This window comes from Paenibacillus sp. GP183 (genome assembly GCF_900104695.1).
In the GTDB taxonomy this organism is placed as follows: domain Bacteria; phylum Bacillota; class Bacilli; order Paenibacillales; family NBRC-103111; genus Paenibacillus_AI.
Window position 1 is genome coordinate 4305465 of the sequence record NZ_FNSW01000001.1, and the last position, 24252, is coordinate 4329716.

Here is a 24252-nt window from a genome sequence, read left to right on the forward strand (position 1 = left end):
GGAAGTGAAGCTGTTGACTGGCACGGTATTGGATACGGCAACAAGCTTGGTGAAGGCACCGCTCCTGCATAAGGGAAAAGTGAGGGAGCTGTATGATCTCGGCGAGCACTTATTAATTGTGGTCACGGATCGGATTTCGGCTTTTGATTACATTCTGAAGCCGGGTGTTCCCGACAAAGGCTATGTATTAAATACACTCAGCAAGTTCTGGTTTGAGCAAATGGCTTTCTTCATGCCGAATCATGTGGTGCATACGGATGTTGAGCTCCTTAAGGAAGCCATTCCAGATGCGGCTGCGCGCGAGCTGCTTAAAGACCGCATCATGGTCGCCAAAAAAGCAACCCGCATTCCGGTTGAGTGCGTCGTGCGAGGCTACATTACAGGCGGCGGTTGGCGCCAATACCAGCAAACGGGGTTCGTTAATGGTAGACGATTGCCGGAGGGCTTGCGTAAAAATCAAGAGCTGGACCACCCCATCTTTACGCCGGCAGCAAAAAATGACGTCGGCCACGACGAGGACATTTCCATTGATCGCATGATGGAGATTGTAGGCGAAAAGGTTACTTTGCTGCTTCAAGAAAAGAGCATCATGCTCTACACGCTGGCTCACACGTATTGCGAACAACGCGGTATTATTTTGGCCGATACGAAGTTCGAGTTCGGCTTCATCGGCGATGAACTTATCATCATCGATGAGCTGTTCACTCCGGATTCCTCCCGCTACTGGGAGCAGGATAAATACGCACTCGACATCGACATCGATTCGATGGATAAACAACCCGTTCGAGACTACTTGTCCAATTCCGATTGGGATATGAACAGTGAACCTGACGAACTGCCTGCTTCTGTCGTGGAAGAAACGGCTCGCAGGTACAAAGAGATTGTACATCTTTTGATGGATTAGGCAATTAGAGCGAAAAGTTGCCTCCAAACTCATAAATAGTTAACGAAGTTAATGTTTAAAAATCCGAAGGAGGAACGTTTCCATATGAAAGCCACCGTCTATGTGACGATTAAGCAAAGTGTATTAGACCCTCAGGGAAATGCGGTGCAGGGAGCCCTGCATTCAATGGGCTTCGAAGAAGTCGAGAAAGTCCGTATCGGTAAATACATGGAGTTAGAGCTTAACACGGAGAATAAAGATGAAGCTGAAGCGCGCGTGAAGTCCATGTGTGAGAAGCTGCTGGCTAATACGGTCATTGAAGATTACCGCTACGAACTATCTTAAAAGGAGGGTCAGCGTCATGAAATTTGCGGTTCTCGTATTTCCGGGATCAAACTGCGATATCGATTGTTATAAAGCGGTAGAAGATACCATTGGACAGCCTGTTGATTATGTATGGCATACGGCTGATGATTTGTCGGGCTATGACTGTATCCTCGTACCGGGAGGTTTCTCGTACGGGGATTACCTGCGCTGCGGTGCTATTGCCCAGTTCACCAATGTGATGAAGGCACTCAGCCGTGCAGCCGAACAAGGCAAATACATCCTCGGCGTTTGCAACGGATTTCAAGTGCTGACCGAAGCCAGACTGCTTCCGGGTGCTCTGCTTCGCAACAAGGAGATGAAGTTCCGCTGCCATCCCGCGCTTTTGCGAGTGGAAAACAATCAGACTCCATTTACGATGGATTATCAAAAAGGCGAGCTCATCAACATCCCTATCGCGCACGGTGAAGGAAATTATTACTGTGATGAAGCAACACTCAGAGAGCTGCAAGTCAACAATCAAATCGTGTTCCGTTACGAGGCTGGCAACAATCCGAACGGTTCCATAGATGATATAGCGGGAATTAGCAATAAGGCTGGCAATATAGTGGGGATGATGCCGCATCCGGAGAGAGCGGTCAGCGACTTGCTTGGATCATCGGACGGCAAACGAATGTTTACATCGATCCTGAATGCTTGGAGGGAGAAACATGACGCAGCAGCTATCCGTTAAGGAGCCAACGGCTCAGCAAATAGCGGAACAGAAGATATATAAGCAAATGGGCGTCACTGACGAGGAGTTTGCCAAGATCTGCGGCTTCCTCGGCCGCAACCCGAACTATGTCGAGATCGGTGTGTTTAGCGTCATGTGGTCGGAGCATTGCTCCTATAAAAATTCCAAGCCCGTGCTCCGCAAGTTTCCGGTGACGGGTCCGCGTGTTTTGATGGGTCCAGGCGAAGGGGCAGGTATCGTAGATATCGGAGACAACCAAGCCGTTGTGTTTAAAATAGAAAGCCACAATCACCCTTCGGCGATTGAGCCATTCCAAGGCGCAGCGACGGGTGTGGGCGGGATCATCCGCGATATTTTTTCGATGGGCGCGCGTCCGATTGCGGTGCTGAACTCGCTGCGCTTCGGCAAGCTTCAAAACGACCGCGTGAAGTACTTGTTCGAGCACGTCGTGTCGGGCATTGCCGGCTACGGCAACTGCATCGGCATCCCGACGGTCGGCGGGGAAGTCATGTTCGACGAGAGCTACGAGGGGAACCCGCTTGTGAATGCCATGTGTGTGGGCATCATTGACCACGACAAGATCCAACGCGGAGTTGCCAAGGGTGTCGGCAACCCGGTGTTTTACGTCGGTCCGGCCACAGGCCGCGACGGCATTCACGGCGCCACCTTTGCGTCGGAAGAGCTGACGGCGGAGTCGGAAGCGAAACGGCCTGCGGTGCAGGTGGGCGATCCCTTCATGGAAAAGCTCGTGCTGGAAGCGTGCTTAGAGCTGATCAATTCCGGCATCGTGCTCGGAATTCAGGATATGGGTGCCGCTGGACTCACTTGCTCCAGCGCGGAAATGGCAAGTAAAGCGGGCAACGGCATGGAGCTTTACCTCGATGAGGTGCCGCAGCGCGAAGAAGGCATGACCGCCTATGAAATGATGCTGTCGGAGTCGCAGGAGCGCATGCTGTTCGTCGTTGAGCCCAAGCATGAGGCTCAAGCCAAGGGCATTTTCGAGCGCTGGGGGCTCCACTGCGCCAAGGTCGGCAAGGTGACCGATGACGGTCGCCTCCGCTTAATCCACCACGGCGAAACCGTGGCGGACATGCCCGTAGGGGCACTCGTTGACGAGTGCCCGGTGTACAATAAGCCGAGCGCGGAGCCGGCTTATTACGAAGAGCATGGGCGCATCGACACTACCCGTTACCCGGAGGTAACGAAGCTGACGGATGCGCTTAAGCAAGTGCTCGCCTCGCCGACGGTGGCGAGCAAAGAATGGGTATACTCCCAGTATGACTACATGGTTCGTACCGATACCGTCGTGCGCCCGGGCTCGGATGCAGCCGTCGTCATGCTTCGCGGCACGCGCAAGGCGCTCGCCATGACGACCGACTGCAACGGGCGCTACGTATACCTCGATCCGGAGGTAGGCGGCCGGATCGCGGTCAGTGAAGCGGCACGCAATGTCGTCTGCTCAGGTGCCGAGCCGCTTGCGGTGACGGACAACCTGAACTTCGGCAGTCCAGAGAAGCCGGAAATCTTCTGGCAGCTGGAGAGAGCGACCGACGGCATGGCCGAAGCCTGCCGCGAGCTGAGCACTCCGGTGATCGGCGGCAATGTCTCGCTGTACAACGAGAATGCCAAAGGAGCCATTTACCCGACACCGGTTATCGGAATGGTGGGTCTCGTGCATGATCTCGATCATATCACCACACAAGGCTTCAAAAACGAAGGCGACACCATCATCCTGCTGGGTGAGACGAAAGCGGAGCTCGGTGGCAGCGAATTTCAATATGTGATTCACGGAGTAACCGAAGGACGTCCGCCGGAACTCCAGCTTGAAGTTGAAAAACGCCTGCAGGCAACAGTGCTCAAAGCGATCCAGGAAGGCCTGGTGGCTTCAGCGCATGACTTGTCCGAAGGCGGACTTGCGGTAGCTTTAGCGGAAAGCTGCATAAGCGGTCGTGTAGGTGCTGAAGTTTCCGTTAATTCCGACATCCGCAAGGATTTCACATTGTTCAGCGAGAGCCAGTCCCGTATCGTGCTCAGCGCCTCCCCGGAAAAAGCGGATGCGCTGCAGCACTGGATAGCTTCACAAGGAGTCCCCTATCAAGTCATTGGGACCGTTACAGGAAATGAGCTTAAAATAAAAGTGAATGCAGAGCACGGCATCCAGTCTCCCATAAGCGAGCTGGAAAAGGTCTGGAAGGATGCGATTCCATGTCTGATGCAGTGAAAAACTCGCTGCCAGAAAACCCAATCAAGCTTTGGACAGGCGAGTATTACAACGAAGGCATAAGCGGCCATGGCGGCTTGTTGGATAAATTAAACGAGGAGTGCGGCGTATTCGGCGTGTTTGGACATGCAGATGCGGCTTCCGTTACGTTTTACGGGCTTCATGCTCTGCAGCATCGAGGCCAAGAGAGCGCGGGCATCTGCACAACGGACTCAAATAACTTTAACTATCATCGCGGTATGGGGCTGGCGAAGGAAGTTTTTACAAGTGAAACATTGGCCCCTCTCGTCGGCAATTCCGGAATAGGGCATGTGCGTTACTCTACGGCGGGTGAGAGCAAGCTGCAAAATGCGCAGCCGCTTGTTTTTAAATACCGCGAGGGCGATCTGGCGATTGCCACGAACGGGAACCTCGACAATGCCTTGTTGATCAAGCGCAATCTCGAGAAAATGGGCTCTATCTTTCAAACAACCAGCGACACTGAGGTTTTGGCTCACTTGATTGCACGCTCTACGCATGACGACATCGTTGATGCCGTTAAGGATGCACTGAAGCAAGTGATCGGCGGCTATGCCTTTGTCATTTTGACCAAGGAAAAAATGATTGCCGCTCTTGATCCCAACGGCTTGCGACCCTTGGTCATGGGACGATTGGGCGATGCGTATTTATTTGCTTCGGAAACCTGCGCCTTTGATGCGGTCGGAGGCACTTATCTACGCGATTTGAATCCGGGCGAGCTGATCGTTTTAGATCGTAATGGCATTCATGAGGATCGCTTCACTGAAGGCGGCAAGCGTGCTGTATGCGCGATGGAATATATTTATTTTGCCAGACCGGACAGCGATATTGATACTGTGAATATTCACGCAGCCCGTAAGCGTATGGGTAAAAAATTGGCGATGGAAGCGTTCATGGACGCGGATCTGGTTACAGGTGTTCCCGATTCAAGTATTTCCGCCGCAATCGGTTTTGCCGAACAGACAGGCATTCCTTACGAGCTCGGCTTGATCAAAAACCGCTACACCGGCAGAACCTTCATTCAACCAAGCCAAGAGCTGCGCGAGCAGGGTGTAAAAATGAAGCTCAGCGCCGTCCGTAAAGTGGTTGAGGGCAAACGCGTGATCATGATCGATGATTCGATTGTGCGCGGAACCACCAGTCTTCGTATCGTCAATTTGCTTCGCGAAGCGGGCGCAACTGAGGTGCATGTCCGCATTACTTCACCGCCTTTCATGAATCCTTGCTACTACGGGATCAATACGCCAGACCGCAAGGAGTTAATTGCCGCGCAGCATTCCGTTGAGGAAATACGCAAGGCCATCAACGCGGATTCGCTCCACTTTTTGACCAAGGAAGGGCTTGTTGAAGCCATCGGAGAAGGTGCGCATGGCACCAACAGCGGTTATTGTATGGGCTGCTTCACCAATGAATATCCAACGGAAATTGTGGATGAAAGCAAACTCGGCTGCGGCTGTGACTAATGAGATCATTTTGAAGGAGTGAAGCGAAGTGTCGGATGCGTATAAAAAAGCCGGAGTCGATATCTCGGCGGGGAATGAAGCTGTTGAGCGAATGAAAAAACACGTGAAGCGGACGTTTCGCCCTGAAGTGATGACGGATCTGGGCGGCTTTGGCAGCCTGTTTGGATTGAACAAGGATAAGTACGAGGAGCCTGTGCTCGTATCCGGAACCGACGGCGTAGGTACGAAGCTGAAGATCGCTTTTGCCATGGATAAACATGATTCGATTGGGATCGATGCTGTGGCTATGTGCGTGAACGACATTATCGTCCAAGGTGCGGAGCCGCTTTTTTTCCTGGATTACTTGGCTTGTGATAAGGTTATTCCCGAGAAAATCGAGGCTATTGTAAAAGGAATTGCCGATGGCTGCGAGCAGTCCGGCTGTGCCTTGATCGGTGGGGAAACCGCGGAAATGCCTGGTGTGTATGCGCAAGGAGAGTATGACATCGCCGGCTTTACCGTGGGTATCGTGGACAAAAAGAAAATCATAGACGGTACCTCGATTTCACCCGGCGATATCATTTTGGGTCTGGCATCCAGCGGTGTGCACAGCAACGGGTTCTCTTTGGTGCGCAAGCTTTTGCTGGAGGAAAAAGGCTACAAGCTGCAAGACCGGGTGGAAGAGTTGGGCGACTTGCTGGGCAATATCCTCCTCACACCAACGAAGCTGTATGTGAAGCCGATTCTCTCGATTTTGGAAAAAGTAAAAATCAAAGGGATGGCCCACATTACAGGCGGCGGTTTTATCGAAAATATACCTCGTGTTTTGCCTGCGGGCGTGAATGCCCATATCGAATATGGCTCTTGGCCCATTTTGCCGATTTTTGAGCTGATGCAGCGTGAAGGTAAGATCAGCAACAACGATATGTTCCGCACCTTTAATATGGGCATCGGAATGGTCCTTGTCGTCAGCGCGGATCAAGCCGACCTTACTCTACAGCTGGCCGAACAACAGGGCGAAAAAATGTACCACATTGGCGAAATAACGAATGGCGAGAGAGTAGTTACCTTTGGCGGAGCGGTGGTCTAAATGCAGCCTTATCGGATTGCTGTCTTCGCTTCGGGCAGCGGATCGAATTTTCAGGCCATTGTGGATCAGGTTCAGTGCGGGAAGCTTGATGTCAGCATCGAGCTTCTTGTCTGTGACCGTCCGCAGGCACTGGTGGTGGAGCGGGCCAAACAGGCGCAAGTGCCCGTTTTCACATTTAAGCCAAAGCAATATGAGAGTCGTGAAGCTTACGAGTCCTTAATCCTGCAAGAGCTTTTGGAACGGAAAGTCGATTTGGTCGTTATGGCTGGCTACATGCGGATTATAACAAATACATTGGTTGAACCATTTTACGGGCGCATGATCAACGTGCATCCCTCTTTGCTGCCTTCATTCCCGGGGATCAAAGCAATCTCTCAGGCTTATGAATACGGCGTCAAAGTCACTGGTGTAACTGTACATTTTGTCGATGGAGGGCTGGATTCCGGTCCTATTATTGCGCAGCATGCAATTGATGTATGGGAAGGCGAAAGCGAGGAAGCTCTCACCAATCGTATTCAGGCCGTTGAGCATCAGCTGCTGCCGACGGTTATCGGCAGTTTTCGCAGCGGCAAGGTGAAGCTGGAAGGTCGAAAGGTCATTTTTGTTAATTAGAAACCAAGGAGGAACATAAAGTGGCAATCAAAAGAGCACTGATCAGCGTGTCCGACAAAACGGGTATCGTGGAATTTGCAGGCGAGCTTGCGAAGCTGGGTGTGGAGATTATTTCGACGGGCGGGACACAAAGCCTCTTAAAGGAAAAGGGCGTACCGGTTATCGGGATTTCAGAGGTAACGGGTTTTCCGGAAATTATGGACGGCAGGGTCAAAACGCTTCATCCAGCGGTACATAGCGGACTATTGGCCGTACGCGACAACGAGGAACATCGGGAATCCATGAAGAAGCTGGGACTGGATTATATCGATCTGGTCGTCGTGAATTTGTATCCTTTTGCCCAAACAATTGCAAAACCCGATGTCTCTTACGAGGAAGCGATTGAGAATATCGATATCGGCGGACCAACCATGCTTCGCTCGGCTGCAAAGAATCACGCTTTCGTTACGGTTGTTGTCGACGCTGCCGATTATGGACAAGTGCTTGATGAGGTGCGCAGCGGTGAAGATACTACGCTTGAGACCCGTAAACGTCTCGCTGCGAAGGTTTTTCGTCACACCGGCGCCTATGATGCACTAATTGCCGATTACCTGTCGAAACAAATGGGTGAGCCCTTCCCAGAGCGTTATACCGTGACTTATGAAAAAGTGCAGGAGCTTCGTTATGGAGAAAATCCTCATCAGAAGGCAGCTTTTTACAAGAAGCCGTTAGCCGCTGCCGGTATTACCAACGCTGAACAGCTTCATGGTAAAGAACTTTCCTACAACAATATCAACGATGCCAATACAGCACTGCAAATGATTAAAGAGTTCAGTGAGCCTGCTGTGGTCGCAGTTAAGCACATGAATCCATGTGGTGTAGGGATTGGGGCCAATGTGCTGAATGCTTATCAAAAAGCCTATGCGGCGGACCCAATTTCGATCTTCGGAGGCATCATCGCTGCGAATCGCATGATTGACGCAGCGACAGCGACATTGCTGGGTGACGTGTTCTTGGAAATCGTGCTTGCGCCGGATTTTAGTCCAGAAGCGCTTCAGATTCTCTCGCAAAAGAAAAACATCCGCCTCTTGAAGATCAGCGGGTTGGATACCGCGGCGGCCGCTGAGCGCCGTGCAGAGCATGTAATTACTTCGGTTGAAGGCGGGATGCTCGTTCAGGACAGCGACGCTTATCAACTCAGTGAAGCTGATATCAAGGTCGTCACAGAGCGGAAGCCTACGGAAGATGAGCTTAAACAGCTGCTTTTTGCCTGGAAGGTCGTGAAGCATGTGAAGTCCAATGCGATTGTGCTTGCTGCCAATGACATGACAGTCGGTGTTGGAGCGGGACAGATGAATCGAGTGGGCGCAGCCAAAATTGCCATTGAGCAAGCTAGGGGTAAGGCGCAGGGCGCTGTGCTGGCTTCCGATGCGTTCTTCCCGATGGGCGACACGCTGGAGCTGGCGGCTGGTGCTGGAATTACGGCTGTCATTCAGCCAGGCGGTTCGATCAAGGATGAAGAATCCATTCGAGTGGCAAATGATAACGGTATGGCCATGATCATGACGGGTGTGCGTCATTTTAAACATTAATAGAGTGAATGATTCGTATCATTAGTAATGAGAGGGGAAAGATCCATGCGCATCCTTGTAATAGGGCGTGGCGGGAGAGAGCACGCCATCGTTTGGGCGCTCTGCAAAAGCCCGAAGGTCAGCAAGCTTTACTGCGCACCCGGTAACGGTGGGATTGCAGCTTTGGCCGAGTGCGTGCCGATTCAGGAGCTGCAGTTCGAGGAAATCAGCGTGTTCGCGAAGCAGCAGCAAATAGATCTTGTTATGGTGGCGCCGGATGACCCGCTCGCTGCCGGTTTGGTTGATTACCTCGAGGATCGGGATATCGTGGCTTTTGGACCTAGGGCCAATGCTGCGATTATTGAAGGCAGCAAGGTCTTTACGAAGGATTTGCTGAAAAAATACAAGATCCCGACAGCGGCTTACGAGAGTTTTGACGCTTATGAGCCCGCTCTTGCTTATCTTCGCAGCCAGTCGATTCCGATTGTTTTGAAAGCTGATGGTTTGGCTGCCGGCAAAGGGGTTACCGTAGCCCATTCGCTCGAGGAAGCAGAAGAAGCACTGCGTGATATCATGGTGGATCAAATATTCGGCGATTCAGGTGCAAAGGTAGTCATCGAGGAATTCCTGCAAGGGCAAGAGATGTCATTGCTCGCTTTTGTCGATGGTACTACTGTTCGCCCTATGGTTCCCTCACAGGACCATAAGCCGGTTTATGATAACGACGAAGGACCCAATACAGGCGGGATGGGCACCTACTCTCCACTTCCGCATATTCCGGAAGCTGTGGTATTGGAGGCCATTGAGACCATTGTTCGGCCGACGGCCGAAGCCATGGTTAAAGAGGGGCGACCTTTCAAAGGCGTGCTCTATGCCGGTTTGATTTTGACTCCGCAAGGAACCAAGACGATTGAGTTTAACGCTCGTTTTGGCGATCCGGAAACGCAGGTGATTTTGCCGCTGCTCAAAACGGATCTGCTCGACATTTTCCTCGCCGTGTTAAACGGAACGTTGGCGGAGCAGCCGATTGAATGGCGCGAGGAAGCCGCGGTATGCGTCATTGTGGCATCTGGAGGTTACCCTGGGTCGTATGCTAAGGGACTGCCGATCGCTGGTCTGGACCAAGTGAAGGATTCACTCGTGTTTCATGCGGGTACCGCTTTGAATGACGGTCAAATCGTAACAAACGGCGGCCGAGTGCTGGGGATTACCGGTCTGGGCAAAGATATTGTCGAAGCCCGCAATAAGGCTTATGCCGATGCGGAACGGATCAGCTTTGAAGGCAAGCATTACCGCAAAGACATCGCCATGAAGGCCCTGAGGTAAACATCATAGCTTAGACATCGTGAACAACTTCATTTTGCGTTCCAGCCTGCCTCCTAAATATTTTTTAGGAGGCTTTTTTTTGTGCCATTACGGCAAATAGCTGCGTAACACTGTCATTGAGCCCTCCAACGAGTAGTTTCCCAAATTGGCAGACAGCAAAAAGCAGTCCCCCGGCTTGGCTTCGAGGCTTCCATCCTCCCAGCCAAGGATACCTGAGCCTTCCATGATCATAAGGACTACGAAACTATCCAGCGTGGTTTGCAGCTCCCATTTGGATCCAACCAGCCCTTTTTCCACTATGAATAAGGGAGATTCTGCCAAAGTAAGCCATTTGCCAGTCTCCTCTATATTGGTTTTCATGAAGCTTGAGCCGGAGCCATTATAGGCGATGACATTCAATGAATCTTCAATATGAAGCTCACGCAGCTTTCCATCCAGTCCTGGGCGGTTATAATCGTATAATCGGTATGTCGTATCGGAGTTTTGCTGAATCTCGGCTACAAGTACTCCTGCACCGAGAGCGTGCACTGTACCGGCAGGTATGTAGAAGGAGTCGCCGGCTTCAACAGGCACTTCCTGCAGGCAATCCATGATTCGATTCTCTGCTATGGCCTCAGTAAGCATTTCTCTAGTCACGCCATAATGCATGCCATAAATGATCTTGGCTCCCGGCTTCGCGGCCATGATGTACCACATTTCCGTTTTGCCCAGCTCGCCAGATGCCAGATTCGAATAGCTGTCATCGGGATGAACTTGAACCGACAAATCATCCTCGCAGTCCAGAAGCTTAATGAGCAGCGGGAATCTGCCGGTTTTTTGCGAAAACCCTTTTGAACCAAACATCGATACTCCGTATTCTTGGCGAACCTCATCAAGCCCCCGGCCGGCTAATACTCCATTCATCACCTTGGTGGTCCCATTGGGGTGGTCTCCGATCATCCAGCCTTCACCGATGGCTCCTTCCGGAAGCGAGAAACCGAATTTTTCTAATGCCCTGCCTCCCCAGACTCTTTCTTTCATTTCCGGTTGAAATTGAAGCGGATATGGTTTCACTATGATTTCCTGCTTTCTTTTGCAATTACGTCCATATACGGAAAATTATATACTAGATCCTCATCTTTTTTCTACTGCCAGAAGATAGGGCGCATGTTTGGCGCGATTTGCGAACTGATATCGAAGTACTTGATAGTCAGCGGCAGAGAGCTGCATGGCCCACGATTCCACTGCTTGAGCCTCTTCGAAACCGCCTTTGTGGCCCGTATATAACACAATTGTCGTAATGCCTCCTTTGCGAAGCATGCGTAAAGAGGCTTCCAGCGCTGAGATGGTAGAAGCCTCTTGCGTGATTGTATCTTGCTCTGCACCCGGCAAATAACCAAGATTAAAAGCAACCGCTGCTATGGTACCTTGATCGGCTGCAGGAATGACAGCCTCCATGCTGGCGTGGGTGCATAAATGCAGCTGGACAAAAGAAGAAGCGTCCGGGATTTCATTCCTCAGACGCATCCAGGACTGATCCAGGGCTTGCTGCTGGATATCGAAGCCGTAAACTCGGCCTCGATTCCCAGTAAGCTTCGCCAGCAGTAATACATCATTCCCATTGCCTAATGTTGCATCAATGGCCTTGTCACCGAAATGAACTCTTTGTGACAGCAATTGATGCGCAAAGCTTAATACAGAAACAAAACCCATGCCGATAACCTCTCTTTATTTTAAGCCGGCCAGCCATGCAGCCAGTATTTCTATGTCAGCCGCAGCAACTTTCTTGCCTTGAGCCGGCATGTCGCCTCCGCCGTTAGTGATTTGCGCGGCAATTTGATCCTTACTTAGTCGAGAACCGATTTTAGTTAAATTCGGTCCAAATCCTCCTTCCATATTGGCGCCGTGGCATGACATGCAGTTTGCTTTAAATAATGCCTCGGCCTTCGCATTGCCTTCTGGCGCCTTAACACTTGGTGCGGGCGTTGCCGAAGGTTTTGGCGTCGCTGTAGCTGCAACCGTCGGAGCCGTGGTTGGAGCCACAGTTGGTGCAGTTGTAGGCTTGACCGTGGCTGCTGCGGAAGGCTCCTTGGATGCCGAGGGAGCGGGTGTTGGTGCAATGCTGGCAGATGGCTGAGCCGAGGGGCTGGCAGCTGAAGGTGCAGCAGTTGCTGCTGTCGAAGTAGGCGCAGGCGTTAAACTTGCTTCTGTCGCTGCGGGTTTGCTGCTGCAAGCTGAACACATTAGAAGCAGCAAGCCTGCTGCGGTAACCGTCATGACTGTTCTCACTAAATCATCTCCCAATTATATAAATCCATATATAAGGGAACGCATGAAAGAACAAATCGGTTTAGGCTTTTTTCCACTTTTTACTCTGCCAGCTGTCTCGGGCCGAAAATTCGGCGTCAAAAGCATTCAATACTTCCCATTTCTTGAGGCTCCACATCGGGCCAATCAAAAGATCTCGCGGGGCATCCCCGGTTAAACGATGTACAATCATATCTGGCGGCAAGCCTTCAAGTGTATCCACGACGAGCTTTATATACTCATCTTTTTCCAAAAACTGCAGCAGTCCGGCTTCATATTGCTTCACCATTGGCGTTTTGCGCATCAGGTGGAGCAAGTGGATCTTGATGCCTTGAACATCCATCTGTGCGACTGCACGTCCTGTTTCAAGCATCATTGCGTGAGTTTCTCCTGGTAATCCGTAAATAATATGAGCACAGGTGCGAATGTTATGTTTTCTAAGCTTTGCTACTGCGTCAAGATAGCACTGAGTGTCATGCGCTCTATTAATGAGAGCAGACGTTTCATCATGCACAGTTTGCAGTCCCATTTCGACCCACAAATAAGTGCGCTCATTCAGCTCCGCCAAGTATTCAACCACATCGTCCGGGAGGCAATCCGGTCTAGTCGCAATCGAAAGTCCGACGACACCGGGCTGTGCCAAAATGAGTTCATAGTATTCACGAAGCTCTTGGACGGGAGCATAAGTATTGGTATAAGCTTGAAAATACCCGATATATTTAGCTTCCGGCCATTTTTGATGCTGCAGATCGCGGATTTTGTTGAACTGTGTAACCAGGTCGTCGCGGCGGCTCCCGGCAAAATCACCGGATCCCCTGGCACTGCAGAACGTACAGCCGCCGGTGGCAATGCTTCCATCCCGGTTGGGACAAGTAAAGCCAGCATCTAGCATGACTTTAAAAACCTTCTCGCCGAAGACTTCGCGCATTTCATAATTCCATGTATGGAAACGTTTATCCCCCCAGGTGAGAGGGGCTCGATTCATCATTGTTTGCATAAAACAAAACTCCTTCAGTTATTGCTGACAATCTCATGTCCTAATTGTACCGAAAATCCGCCGTGAAAGCGACCCCTCACTTTCCAGCAAGTACCCCGATAAAAGAAGCCCTGCTGGTAAAACATAAGCATGCACCACCATTTTATCGAAAGGGGATTAACTATGAAGAAGCTTCGCTATATGACTCTTACTGCAGTACTTGCTTCTACTTTGTCGCTCGGTGCTTCGGCGGCATATGCAACTACAACAAGCACTACAGGGGTCACCTCGGGAGTTACAGGCGGAACGGGAACTGGGTATACGGCAACAGGCACAGGAACGTCAACTGGCATCTGCACATGTCCTCCGGGCTCAACTACCGGCACTTTGAGTTCATCGGGTATTTATGGTACTGGCGGTACATCCGGTACAGGAACGACGACTTCTTCCAGCTATACAGGAAGCAATTATGATGCGACAACTGGTACCGGAACAGGCACTGGGACTGGAACTGGCACCACAACCGGAACCGGGACAAGGTCATTGGATACCGCCCGAGGATATGGCAGCAATATGCTAAACCGGATGAGCACAACAGGCACAGGAGCTTCCGTTGCTCCGTCGCCTACCCCTAACACTATTGGAAACCGAACGAGCACTTCCGGCAATTATGATACTACTTCCTATAGAACTCAGGCAACGGACACTTCCGGCACCAAAATGGACTGGGGCTGGCTGGGACTTATTGGCTTACTCGGTCTGGCAGGCTTACGAGGTAGAAGTCGTGACGACGTTGAGGGCAGGTAAATTAATCCTTATTAAGGATCAACGTTTCCTTTGATTTTTTCCTCGGAATCGTCTATGATTTGTATTCGAATAGCATGGATGGTTGTAGGAGGATACAAATGCGTTTACGGGGAAGAAAAGGAATCAGGGAAGAAATCGAGCGACAGCAGGAGCTTATTATTTTAGATCCGAGAGAATTAAAAGGAAAATGGTCCGAAGTGTTCGGCAACGCTCAGCCTATTCACGCCGAGCTGGGAATGGGCAAAGGGCGTTTTATCAGCGAAATGAGCCTTAAACATCCGGATATCAACTTTATAGGCATCGATATGTATGATGAACTTATTCGTAAATCCAGCGAGAAAGCAAGAGCTGCCCACGGGAAAGAAAGCGAGCAGGGGGCTATTGCCAATCTCAGGCTTCTTCTATTTAATATCGAGCATATTGAGGATGCTTTTGCAGAAGGTGAGCTGGAGCGGATTTATTTAAATTTCAGCGATCCATGGCCCAAAAAAAAGCACGCACGAAGAAGGCTGACTCATCGAGGATTTGTCGAGAAGTACATCCAAATATTGAATGACAAGGGTGAAATTCATCTCAAAACGGATTCTCAAATTTTGTTCGAGTTTTCACTCAATTCGTTCGCCGATATGGGGCTTCGCATGCGGAACATTTCGCTTCATCTGCATGCCGAAGGTATTCATCCTGACTACGTGATGACCGAATATGAGACCAAATTCGCTGATAAAGGCATGAACATTCACCGCTGTGAAGTCGTCATAGGCAGCCAAGCACTGGAAGAGCATCTGGCCGCGTTAAAAAAACAGCAGTCCCTGTAGGGATTGCTGTTTTTCATCTCAATGCTAGAGTATCTAAAATGGGAATGTTGTCGAATAATATACATTATATACAATGTAATTAAGGTTATGTAAGTAATATCTCAAATACATTGTTCGCTCTCAGCCGAGCAGCCCCATAATCACGCTGGAGTAATCCACATTGTGTGAAGCGCGGTACTGGCTGCTGAATTGGGCTCTGCTTTGCTGAACGTCCAAGTAGCTTTCCGACAGCCTGCGAAACCAATGCTCAAAGGTTGCGGAGGATTCAATGGACTCACCGAACCCGCTTGCCGTGAAATATTGCAGGTTCTCTTCCTCCTGACCCGGGATCGCCTGGTAAAACAGCATCGGAATTGATTTGGCCAGCCCCTCCGAGCAGGTCATGCCGCCTGGCTTCGTAATGAGCAGGTCCGACACTTCCATGAGCTTGCCGATCTCCCGCGTGAATCCGATCAGCCGGATATTCGGATGCTGAAAGCGCGGATCGCCCGACAGCTTGGCCAAAGCCTTGGTATTGCTGCCGAGGCAAAACAAGAATTGAATGCTGTCCTTCCATTTCGCCATATTATCATAAAGAGCATCACTGTTGATCATACCCCATCCGCCGCCCATCACCATCACCGTAGGGAGGGGCTTAAGGTTAAATTCCTGGCGAATGGCTTCCCTGTCCTGAGGCTCGCGAAAGCTGGGATGAACCGGGATGCCGGTAATTTCAATTTGATGAGAAGGAATCCCGTGGCCCAATAGCTTATTTTTAACATTTTCCGTGGATACGAGGTATTTGTTGACTTCCGGGCTGATCCACGTACCATGAGCGTCGTAATCGGTTATAACGGTACATAAGGGAATCGACAACCCGGCTCGCTTCAGCCGAGAAATAACCGCGTTAGGAAAAGGATGCGTACACACGATGATATCCGGTTTAAATTTATTAATAATCTCAGCTGTCTGTGCATAAAAAATACGGTGCAGCGCCAGCTGGGTCAGCTTGTTTAATGACTTTTCATACTTGTAGCGGTAAAATCTCCCGTAAAGCTTTGGCTGGGAGGTGACTGTTTTCCGAAATGCGGTAAAAATCCAAGGAGCAAGGGTAGGATGCAAAAAAGAGCCTAACTCCAAAACCCGCGTTTGGATCCCTCCGTTTGTTTGCTTCAAAATGACAGACAATGCTTTTGCGGCTTGTGTATGGCCGGCACCAAATCCTTCGGATAATAGCAAGACCCTCTTTTTTCGCAAAACTGTCACCTATCCCCTTAAAATTTTACATGAGCAACGAATTTTTTTACAAGAGAGTGTTAAGCCCAGAGAGCTACAGTCCCTAATGCAGTCATGGTACCGATTAAGCTGCCAACCAGACAATCCGAAGGATAATGAAGACCGTTATAGATCCGGGACAGCCCTACAATGACAGCCAAAGGGATCAGACCTATCGAAAGCATCGGCATCGCCATTATGACCGGAACTGTAATCGAAAAAATGGCGGTTGTATGACCGGATGGAAACGAATGATCTGTAAGCGGATTTTTGCCGATTTTGGTTTGCGGCAGCACAAGGTAGGGACGAAGTCTGGGATACTTCTTTTTGATAAGAGCCACCGGCAGATGACTTATGGTTAAAGCGATCAGGCTTTGAAGACCAGCGATTCTGAAAACGCCATTACCGAATATGGAAAGGAGAAGTGAAATGCCTATAGTGGCAGTTGCCCCGCCTAAATGTGTGATTTTCGAAAAAAAGATATCCAGAAAAGAATGTTGAATCCTTTGATTGACCCAATAGAACATTCGAGTTTCACGATTTTGAAGCCAATGGACTACCTTCCCCATATCTTGATCCTCCTTTGGCTTGCAAGAATAAATTGGTTAAAGCCTTTACCTTTGGGGTATATCTTAATTGTATAAGACGATTGTTAAAAGAACATTAAATTTATATACAATAATTATTAAACGAATTTATTTATCTATAACCGTATGAGCAGAATTTCATGTGAAAGTTGCCAGATTTTACAGCGACGATTTTTTGCTGTATCCTGAATGGAAACTCGTCTATCCAATCGGCCTGCAGCTGCAAGTCAAATACTTCCAAAAATCCAGTGATTGGAGCCTCAGAAGTCGGGGTAAAAAGATAGTGGAAGCTGGGAAGAGGCTGTACAGGAATCGGTATTTAAAGCCAAACGGGCTGCCTAATTTTAGGAAGAAAACAAGACCTTGAACATACGGGTTCAACCTCAGGTTATGATCCGTTAATCAAGTGCATGATAATAGATGCCCCAAACATGTGGGTCGAAATGGTGAACATTTAAGGCTGAATCTCATGAAAACGATGAAAATAAGCTGAAATTGGACCGATTGAGCGTTCTGCCAAGCTGAATTCATCCGATTCCCCGTATTTTACAAGGAAATGGCGATTTTCGATCTTCATGACCTTTGACAAATCGGCGGAAAGGGAGGAAAATCAAAAACGGTTGCGCCATGAGATTAAAATATCAACTTCAGCTAGCTGTCCTACAAAAAAGATACATACAAAGAGAGACATAAAAAACTTTGGTGTACATACAAAAAGGGGGATTTTGTTCCATGCTGAACCAAATCATGATTGTCATGCAGGTATTGCTGGGTTTAATTGGTGCATATCAGTTGTTCCTAACATTCTTTGGTTGGTATCGTAAAAAAAAGAAACAGCACTTTGCGCCGCAAAAAACTTTTGCCGTGCTGGTTGCAGCCCACAATGAAGAACAGGTCGTTGGTGCGCTGATTGAGAACCTTAAAAAGTTGGACTACCCAAAAGAGCTCTATGATATCTTTGTGATTTGTGACAATTGTACGGATCTTACTGCTGACATAGCTCGTGACCACGGGGTTTTTGCTTGCGAACGCCGCAACCTGAACCTTAGAGGCAAGGGTTATGCGATCGAATGGATGTTAAAAGAGCTTTGGAAACGTGAACGCCAATATGATGCAGTCGTCATGTTTGATGCGGATAACCTGGTCGGAAGCGATTATCTGATTCACATGAATAACGACCTTTGTTCGGGTTCCCGAGTCATTCAAGCCTATTTGGATACCAAGAATCCCAGCGATTCCTGGATCACAGCATCCTATGCGATTTCTTATTACTTCAGCAATCGTTTCTGGCAGCTTCCCCGCACCAACTTGAATCTGGCCAATTTTTTGGGCGGAACCGGGATGTGCTTTGAAGTTGGACTGCTTAAGCAGATTGGCTGGGGTGCAACAAGCCTAGTTGAAGACCTGGAATTTTCCATGCGCTGCGTGAAGCTTGGCATCAAGCCCTCTTTCAATTACGAGGCACGCGTGTATGATGAAAAGCCGCTTACGTTCAAAACATCCGCCAAGCAAAGACTACGCTGGATGCAGGGGCATTTTGACGTAGCGAAGCGTTATTTCTTTCCGTTGCTTTGGCAGGGGATCAAGGAGCGCAGCTGGACCAAAATTGATGCCGCGATTTACTCGGCGAATGTATATAACTTCTTCTTCGGATCCCTTCTGAGCGTTGCGCTCTGGATCAAAGGAATTACACCGGGCTGGGCCGAAATGCCAGGTGTCAATGAGATGTTTCCAGGTGTGCTCAATTCGATAGCCATTTCCATTTATGTCTTGCTTCCGGTGTCGATGCTGATGGAAAAAGCCCCATGGAAAATATACGTCTACCTGATTGTCTATCCGATCTTTATGCTTTCCTGGTGGCCGATTACGATTTACGCATTTTTCACCCAGAACAACAAGCAATGGAGCCACACACAGCATACCCGGGTTATTCGTTTGGAGGAAGTGCAGAGCAAACAGGTCAGTTAATCTATAGTTGACTTCCAAGTATCGCGGTGATATAGTTAACAAGTATTGACTTTCATAAGTATTAAACAAGCAGAAGCGCCCGCTTCTCACCTGACTGACATTTTGTTGGCTGGTTAATGAATTGATCGGCTATAACTAGGTTGAATGAACCTTTGATCGATGAAGATGTGGGCCTTAAGCGCTCACATCTTTTTTTATTGGAAGCCAGTCGCAAGAAACCTACTTTCGGAGGTGGAAGATTATTAGTAAAGATCACATGGTTAATGATGAGATTCGCGTGAAAGAAGTGCGACTCATTGGGGTAGACGGAGAACAGCTTGGGATCAAGCTGACTCGTGAAGCTCTGCAAATGGCAATGGATGCTAATTTGGATTTAGTCAACGTGGCTCCTACGGCGAAACCGCCGGTTTGCCGCATCATGGATTATGGAAAGTACCGTTACGAGCTGCAAAAGAAGGAAAAAGAAGCGCGTAAGAATCAGAAGATCGTCGATATTAAAGAAATTCGCTTAAGCGCGACCATCGATGAGCACGATTTTCAAACGAAACTGCGCAATGCTGTTAAATTCCTGAGTGATGGCGATAAAGTAAAAGCAAGCGTACGATTCCGCGGACGTGAGATCGCACATGCCGAGAACGGCAAAAAGGTGCTGGACCGTCTGGCTGTTGAGGTAGCGGATATTTCTTCGATGGAACGCGCTCCCAAGCTTGAAGGACGCAGCATGATTATGATTTTAACGCCTAAAGTAACAACTTGAGGCAAGCTTATTAAATAGGAGGAACATTCCATGCCAAAAATGAAAACACACAGCAGCTTGAAAGATCGCTTCAAGGTTACCGGCACAGGTAAAATAATGAGATATAAAGCTCACAAGAATCATTTGTTGTCGCACAAATCGGCTCGCCAAAAGCGCGTACTTGCAGGCAACCCGGTTATGGCAACAGGCGATGTAAAGCGTCTGAAGCAGCAATTAGCTAACATCAAGTAACAGTAAAACTTATATATACTTTCGGGAGGTAGTTTACAATGGCAAGAGTCAAGGGCGGATTTGTACGCGCTCATCGTCGCAAGAAAATTATGAAGCTGGCAAAAGGTTATTTCGGTTCCAAACATAGATTATTTAAAACAGCTAAAGAACAAGTCATGAAATCCCTGATGTATGCTTACCGTGACCGCCGTAATGTGAAACGCGATTTCCGTAAATTGTGGATCGCGCGTATCAACGCAGGCGCTCGTCAAAACGGCATAAGCTACAGCAAATTTATGTACGGCCTTAAGCTGTCCGGGATCGATATCAACCGTAAGATCCTGGCTGATCTTGCAGTGAATGATTCCAAAGGTTTTTCAGATCTGGCGACAGCCGCAAAATCCAAAATCAACGCGTAAGTGTTTCTTATGCACCCCGACATCGCCGCTTTTGCATCAAAAAGGGCGATGTTTTTTTTCGTAAGTCTTGACTATTGTCCAAGGGATGCATATAATAAATTCTAAATCATATTCTATTACAGTGATTGAACAACAGATCATCGGCTGTGAAAAGGAAGAAGTTGTGGGGGCACTTATGCTCAGAGAGTGATGGGATTGCTGAAACCATCGCCTTAATCCCTTGCTTACGAGTCACCTTGGAGCTGTTTTCCTGAAATGCAATTGAAATCGCAGCAGGTACTGTGAATTCTTTGCCGGAGTAAGGGAAATCGGAATAGCACACGTTACCGTGCTGAGGGTATGCATCCTTTGGATGATACCTGCTAAGGTTATACGCTGTGAGGCGTATGACAAATTTGGGTGGTACCACGGAAGATCTAACCCCTTTCGTCCCGTTACACGTGTATACGCGTTGGGATGAGAGGGGTTTTTTGATTTTAATACAGTCTAAACCATGTAAGGACTGACTTTTCGAGAGGAGGATCACTATGAATGTCGAAACAAAGCCACAAAGATCTAAAGAAGAATTAATGGAGAAGCTGAGTCAGCCCGACCTGATTACAGGCTCGGAAATCCTGCTTCGAAGTTTGCTGCTGGAGGGAGTGGACTGCGTCTTTGGTTATCCGGGCGGGGCAGTTCTCTATATCTACGATGCCATGCACGACTTTACAGATTTCAACCACTTGCTCACTCGCCATGAACAAGGAGCCATTCACGCTGCAGACGGATATGCCCGCTCAACAGGTAAAGTAGGAGTATGTATCGCAACTTCCGGACCGGGGGCTACGAATTTGGTCACCGGCATTGCCACAGCCTATATGGATTCCGTTCCGTTGGTGGTTATCACAGGGAATGTCGCTACGAACTTTATCGGCACGGATGCATTCCAGGAGGCTGACATTACCGGCATTACCATGCCGATTACAAAGCACAGCTACCTGGTGCGGGATGTCAATGACCTGCCGCGAATTATTCACGAAGCCTTCCATATCGCTTCCACGGGCCGTAAAGGTCCTGTGCTGATTGACATACCCAAGGATGTATCCGCTCAAAAGACAGTTTATCATCCGGTGAACCAAGTAAATATTCGCGGTTATAATCCGACTGTGCATCCGAATAAGCAACAAGTGGATAAGCTCATCAAAGCGATTGAAGAAGCGGAGCGTCCCGTTATTCTGGCGGGCGGAGGAGTCGTATACTCCGGGGCTTCACAAGAAATAATCGAATTTGTCAATAAGACACGAATTCCGATAACAACCACCTTGCTCGGTCTAGGCGGTTTTCCAAGCGCACATGAGCTATGGATGGGAATGCCGGGCATGCATGGTACCTTTGCAGCGAACTTCGCGCTGCAACATGCAGATTTGATCATTTCCATCGGATCACGTTTTGATGATCGGGTGACGATGAAGCTCGACGGTTTCGCGCCCATGGCCAAGAAGATCGCGCACATCGATGTGGATCCTGCGGAAATCGGCAAAAATATTAAAACGGATATTCCTGTAGTGGGGGATATCAAGGCCGTGTTGGAATATGCCAATACGAAAGCCAAACCTGCCCAAAGCGCGGCATGGCTGGTAGAAATCGATAAGCAAAAAACGGCACATCCATTGCGTTATAAGGATTCTGAAACAGAGCTCAAGCCGCAGTACGTCATCGAAATGATCAATGAGACCACAGGCGGCGAGGCTATTGTTACGACGGATGTGGGACAGCATCAAATGTGGACGGCCCAGTATTACAAGTTCAAAAATCCGCGTTCCATGGTAACATCCGGCGGTCTCGGCACAATGGGCTTCGGTTTTCCTTCCGCGATTGGCGCACAGATGGGGAATCCGGATAAGCTGGTCGTTTCGATTAACGGTGACGGCGGCATTCAGATGTGCTCGCAGGAGCTTGCCATTTGTGCAATTAATAATATTCCTGTGAAAATTGTCATTATCAACAATCAAGTGTTGGGTATGGTAAGACAGTGGCAGGAAATTATTCATGATCAACGTTTCAGCCATATTGACTTGGCTGGAAGTCCTGATTTCGTCAAGCTTGCGGAAGCTTACGGCGTAAAAGGGCTGCGAGCCTCGAACAAGGAGGAAGCGAGGAAGGTTTGGCAGGAAGCATTGGATACGCCTGGTCCTGTCATGATCGATTTCGTTGTTCGAAGAGACGAGAATGTATTCCCAATGGTAAGAGCAGGCGATACCATCAGCGATATAATCTTGGGGGACTCCGAATGATCACCAAACATACGATTTCGATTTTAGTTAACAATCAACCTGGAGTTTTGCAGCGGGTGTCCGGCTTGTTCGGTCGAAGAGGCTTTAATATTGAAAGCATCACTGTCGGAGAGTCCGAAGAACTCGGGCTCTCCAGAATGGTTATTGTGACAACCGGAGATAACACGACTTTGGAGCAGATCTCCAAACAGCTTTATAAGCTGATTGATGTCATCAAAGTTATCGATTTGAGCTCCAATCCAATGGTAGCGAGAGAAGTTGCTTTAATCAAGGTAAATGCGGAGCCGGGCGTGCGTCCCGAGATCTTGGGAGTTGTCGAAACGTTCCGCGCAGCCGTGGTAGATATTAGTCCAAATTCTTTAATCGTGCAAGTTGTGGGCGATTCGGATAAAATAGATGCAATGGTAGAATTACTTATCCCTTATGGAATCAGAGAGCTTTCCCGCACCGGCGTTACGGCCATGATTCGCGGCTCGAGATAAGGCAGAATCAAAAAAATGGAATGAAAAGCCTGCTTGAATGGGGCTTTCAGCGATTTATCCTTTAACACGCCAATTGGTTAAATCATTGAAATGCCCATTCAACGGGTCAATAAAAAGGTCTTATCATATCAAAGGAGGATTCATTCACAATGGCAGTAACAACGTTTTACGAAAAGGATGCAGATTTAAGCGTACTTAAAGGCAAGACAATTGCGGTGATCGGTTATGGCTCCCAAGGCCATGCTCAAGCCCAGAATCTGCGTGACAGCGGATTACAGGTGATTATAGGTCTTCGTCAAGGACGTTCTTTCAAATCCGCACAAAACGATGGCTTTGAGGTTGTGTCGGTTCAAGAAGCAGCCATGCGCGCAGATGTGATTCAAATCTTGATGCCGGATGAAACTCAAGCAAGAGTATATAGAGAAGAAATCCAGCCTAATATGAAAAAAGGCGCAGCGATCATGTTCTCCCATGGGTTTAATGTTCATTTTGGACAAATTGTAGCACCCGAAGGCACGGACGTGCTTCTTGTCGCTCCCAAGTCCCCTGGACACATGGTACGCCGTACTTATGTAGAAGGCTTCGGAGTTCCTGGATTGATTGCTATTGAGCAGGATGCAACAGGCAATGCTAAAGCTATTGGTCTGGCCTATGCAAAAGGGATTGGCTGTACACGTGCGGGCGTTATCGAAACCTCATTCCGTGAAGAGACCGAAACGGATCTGTTCGGTGAGCAAGCCGTACTCTGCGGCGGAACAACCGCGCTGGTTAAAGCAGGCTTCGAGACTTTGGTTGAAGCCGGGTATGCGCCTGAAATGGCTTACTTCGAGTGCTTGCATGAGCTAAAGCTGATTGTGGATATGATGTATGAAGGCGGAATTTCTTCCATGCGCAGCTCCATCAGTAATACAGCTGAATATGGTGATTATATCACTGGACCTAAAATCATTACGGACGAAACCAAGAAAGCGATGAAGGCTGTGTTAACGGATATCCAGCAAGGTAAATTCGCCCGCGATTTCATCCTTGAAAATCAATCCAACAATGCGTTCATGTCGGCTGCCCGCCGCAATGAAGCCCAGCACCCCATTGAAGTCGTTGGTGGTCAGCTTCGTGAAATGATGCACTGGATCAAAAAATAACAAAACACATTTTCCGGATTATTAGCAGGAATCACACAGGGAGTGAATGGACCTCAGGGTTTTATTCACTCCTTGCT

At 48.9% G+C, this 24252-nt stretch carries 24 protein-coding genes and 1 other annotated feature; of the genes, 18 read left to right on the plus strand and 6 right to left on the minus strand.

The window, feature by feature from the left end:
• Window positions 1–13: 13 nt before the first annotated feature.
• The 9 genes from BLV33_RS21185 to purD all read left to right on the plus strand — a co-directional run bounded on the left by BLV33_RS21185 (window position 14) and on the right by purD (window position 10199).
• On the plus strand, window positions 14–904 hold the full coding sequence (locus BLV33_RS21185) for a phosphoribosylaminoimidazolesuccinocarboxamide synthase (protein ID WP_090796442.1): 891 nt from the start codon (window positions 14–16) through the stop codon (window positions 902–904).
• An 84-nt stretch (window positions 905–988) separates the two neighbouring features.
• Entirely contained in the window at window positions 989–1228 is a 240-nt protein-coding gene (purS, locus tag BLV33_RS21190; RefSeq protein WP_090796445.1) for a phosphoribosylformylglycinamidine synthase subunit PurS, read from the plus strand.
• Window positions 1229–1244: 16 nt separating this feature from the next.
• The gene (gene purQ / locus BLV33_RS21195; protein ID WP_090796449.1) at window positions 1245–1940 is read left to right on the plus strand and encodes a phosphoribosylformylglycinamidine synthase subunit PurQ; all 696 of its coding nucleotides are present in this window, start codon (window positions 1245–1247) and stop codon (window positions 1938–1940) included.
• Entirely contained in the window at window positions 1918–4161 is a 2244-nt protein-coding gene (gene purL, locus BLV33_RS21200; RefSeq protein WP_090796452.1) for a phosphoribosylformylglycinamidine synthase subunit PurL, read from the plus strand. The genes purQ and purL overlap by 23 nt, the downstream gene beginning before the upstream one ends.
• Window positions 4146–5642 carry an amidophosphoribosyltransferase gene (gene purF, locus BLV33_RS21205; RefSeq protein ID WP_090796456.1) on the plus strand — a complete coding sequence of 499 codons (1497 nt, stop codon included), beginning with the start codon at window positions 4146–4148 and terminating at the stop codon, window positions 5640–5642. The genes purL and purF overlap by 16 nt, the downstream gene beginning before the upstream one ends.
• A 28-nt stretch (window positions 5643–5670) precedes the next feature.
• Complete coding sequence (purM, locus tag BLV33_RS21210) at window positions 5671–6711, plus strand: phosphoribosylformylglycinamidine cyclo-ligase (RefSeq protein WP_090796460.1); 1041 nt, start codon at window positions 5671–5673, stop codon at window positions 6709–6711.
• Window positions 6712–7323 (plus strand): phosphoribosylglycinamide formyltransferase, encoded by a 612-nt coding sequence (purN, locus tag BLV33_RS21215; RefSeq protein WP_090796464.1) that lies wholly within the window; start codon window positions 6712–6714, stop codon window positions 7321–7323.
• Between the two features lie 20 nt (window positions 7324–7343).
• Entirely contained in the window at window positions 7344–8894 is a 1551-nt protein-coding gene (gene purH / locus BLV33_RS21220) for a bifunctional phosphoribosylaminoimidazolecarboxamide formyltransferase/IMP cyclohydrolase (RefSeq protein WP_090796467.1), read from the plus strand.
• Window positions 8895–8939: 45 nt separating this feature from the next.
• Window positions 8940–10199 (plus strand): phosphoribosylamine--glycine ligase, encoded by a 1260-nt coding sequence (purD, locus tag BLV33_RS21225; RefSeq protein ID WP_090796470.1) that lies wholly within the window; start codon window positions 8940–8942, stop codon window positions 10197–10199.
• Between the two features lie 87 nt (window positions 10200–10286).
• Here the strand turns inward: purD and BLV33_RS21230 are convergent, their stop codons facing one another.
• The 4 genes from BLV33_RS21230 to BLV33_RS21245 all read right to left on the minus strand — a co-directional run bounded on the left by BLV33_RS21230 (window position 10287) and on the right by BLV33_RS21245 (window position 13482).
• Window positions 10287–11252 carry a type I phosphomannose isomerase catalytic subunit gene (locus BLV33_RS21230; RefSeq protein WP_090796474.1) on the minus strand — a complete coding sequence of 322 codons (966 nt, stop codon included), beginning with the start codon at window positions 11250–11252 and terminating at the stop codon, window positions 10287–10289.
• A gap of 60 nt (window positions 11253–11312) precedes the next feature.
• Window positions 11313–11891, minus strand: coding sequence for a tRNA 5-(aminomethyl)-2-thiouridylate-methyltransferase MnmM (locus BLV33_RS21235; protein ID WP_090796478.1), 579 nt, complete (start codon window positions 11889–11891; stop codon window positions 11313–11315).
• A 15-nt stretch (window positions 11892–11906) separates the two neighbouring features.
• Window positions 11907–12467, minus strand: coding sequence for a c-type cytochrome (locus tag BLV33_RS21240; RefSeq protein ID WP_090796482.1), 561 nt, complete (start codon window positions 12465–12467; stop codon window positions 11907–11909).
• A 61-nt stretch (window positions 12468–12528) separates the two neighbouring features.
• The gene (locus tag BLV33_RS21245) at window positions 12529–13482 is read right to left on the minus strand and encodes a tRNA modification radical SAM protein MnmL/YtqA (protein ID WP_090796486.1); all 954 of its coding nucleotides are present in this window, start codon (window positions 13480–13482) and stop codon (window positions 12529–12531) included.
• A 162-nt stretch (window positions 13483–13644) separates the two neighbouring features.
• Between BLV33_RS21245 and BLV33_RS29460 the strand changes: the two genes are divergently transcribed.
• Window positions 13645–14268: a WGxxGxxG family protein gene (locus BLV33_RS29460; protein ID WP_253187126.1), complete on the plus strand. Its 624-nt coding sequence runs from the start codon at window positions 13645–13647 to the stop codon at window positions 14266–14268.
• A gap of 98 nt (window positions 14269–14366) precedes the next feature.
• On the plus strand, window positions 14367–15083 hold the full coding sequence (trmB, locus tag BLV33_RS21255; RefSeq protein WP_090796488.1) for a tRNA (guanosine(46)-N7)-methyltransferase TrmB: 717 nt from the start codon (window positions 14367–14369) through the stop codon (window positions 15081–15083).
• A gap of 120 nt (window positions 15084–15203) precedes the next feature.
• Here the strand turns inward: trmB and BLV33_RS21260 are convergent, their stop codons facing one another.
• Both BLV33_RS21260 and BLV33_RS21265 read right to left on the minus strand, forming a co-directional pair.
• Window positions 15204–16319: an MGDG synthase family glycosyltransferase gene (locus BLV33_RS21260; RefSeq protein ID WP_090796490.1), complete on the minus strand. Its 1116-nt coding sequence runs from the start codon at window positions 16317–16319 to the stop codon at window positions 15204–15206.
• Window positions 16320–16378: 59 nt separating this feature from the next.
• Window positions 16379–16906, minus strand: a complete 528-nt coding sequence (locus tag BLV33_RS21265) for a phosphatase PAP2 family protein (protein ID WP_090796494.1) — start codon at window positions 16904–16906, stop codon at window positions 16379–16381.
• A 750-nt stretch (window positions 16907–17656) separates the two neighbouring features.
• Here BLV33_RS21265 and BLV33_RS21275 point away from each other — a divergent pair.
• The 7 genes from BLV33_RS21275 (at window position 17657) to ilvC (ending at window position 24175) form a co-directional block, all read left to right on the plus strand.
• Entirely contained in the window at window positions 17657–18892 is a 1236-nt protein-coding gene (locus tag BLV33_RS21275) for a glycosyltransferase family 2 protein (protein WP_090796500.1), read from the plus strand.
• A 61-nt stretch (window positions 18893–18953) separates the two neighbouring features.
• Window positions 18954–19094, plus strand: a sequence feature (ribosomal protein L20 leader region).
• 54 nt (window positions 19095–19148) lie between these two features.
• Window positions 19149–19649, plus strand: coding sequence for a translation initiation factor IF-3 (infC, locus tag BLV33_RS21280; protein WP_139305790.1), 501 nt, complete (start codon window positions 19149–19151; stop codon window positions 19647–19649).
• 30 nt (window positions 19650–19679) lie between these two features.
• On the plus strand, window positions 19680–19880 hold the full coding sequence (gene rpmI / locus BLV33_RS21285; RefSeq protein ID WP_090796504.1) for a 50S ribosomal protein L35: 201 nt from the start codon (window positions 19680–19682) through the stop codon (window positions 19878–19880).
• 38 nt (window positions 19881–19918) lie between these two features.
• The gene (rplT, locus tag BLV33_RS21290; protein ID WP_090796507.1) at window positions 19919–20278 is read left to right on the plus strand and encodes a 50S ribosomal protein L20; all 360 of its coding nucleotides are present in this window, start codon (window positions 19919–19921) and stop codon (window positions 20276–20278) included.
• A gap of 527 nt (window positions 20279–20805) precedes the next feature.
• Entirely contained in the window at window positions 20806–22551 is a 1746-nt protein-coding gene (gene ilvB / locus BLV33_RS21295) for a biosynthetic-type acetolactate synthase large subunit (RefSeq protein ID WP_090796511.1), read from the plus strand.
• Window positions 22548–23033: an acetolactate synthase small subunit gene (ilvN, locus tag BLV33_RS21300; RefSeq protein ID WP_090796514.1), complete on the plus strand. Its 486-nt coding sequence runs from the start codon at window positions 22548–22550 to the stop codon at window positions 23031–23033. Before ilvB ends, ilvN begins: the two co-directional genes overlap by 4 nt.
• 149 nt (window positions 23034–23182) lie before the next feature.
• Window positions 23183–24175: a ketol-acid reductoisomerase gene (ilvC, locus tag BLV33_RS21305; RefSeq protein WP_090796518.1), complete on the plus strand. Its 993-nt coding sequence runs from the start codon at window positions 23183–23185 to the stop codon at window positions 24173–24175.
• The last annotated feature ends 77 nt before the right edge of the window (window positions 24176–24252 follow it).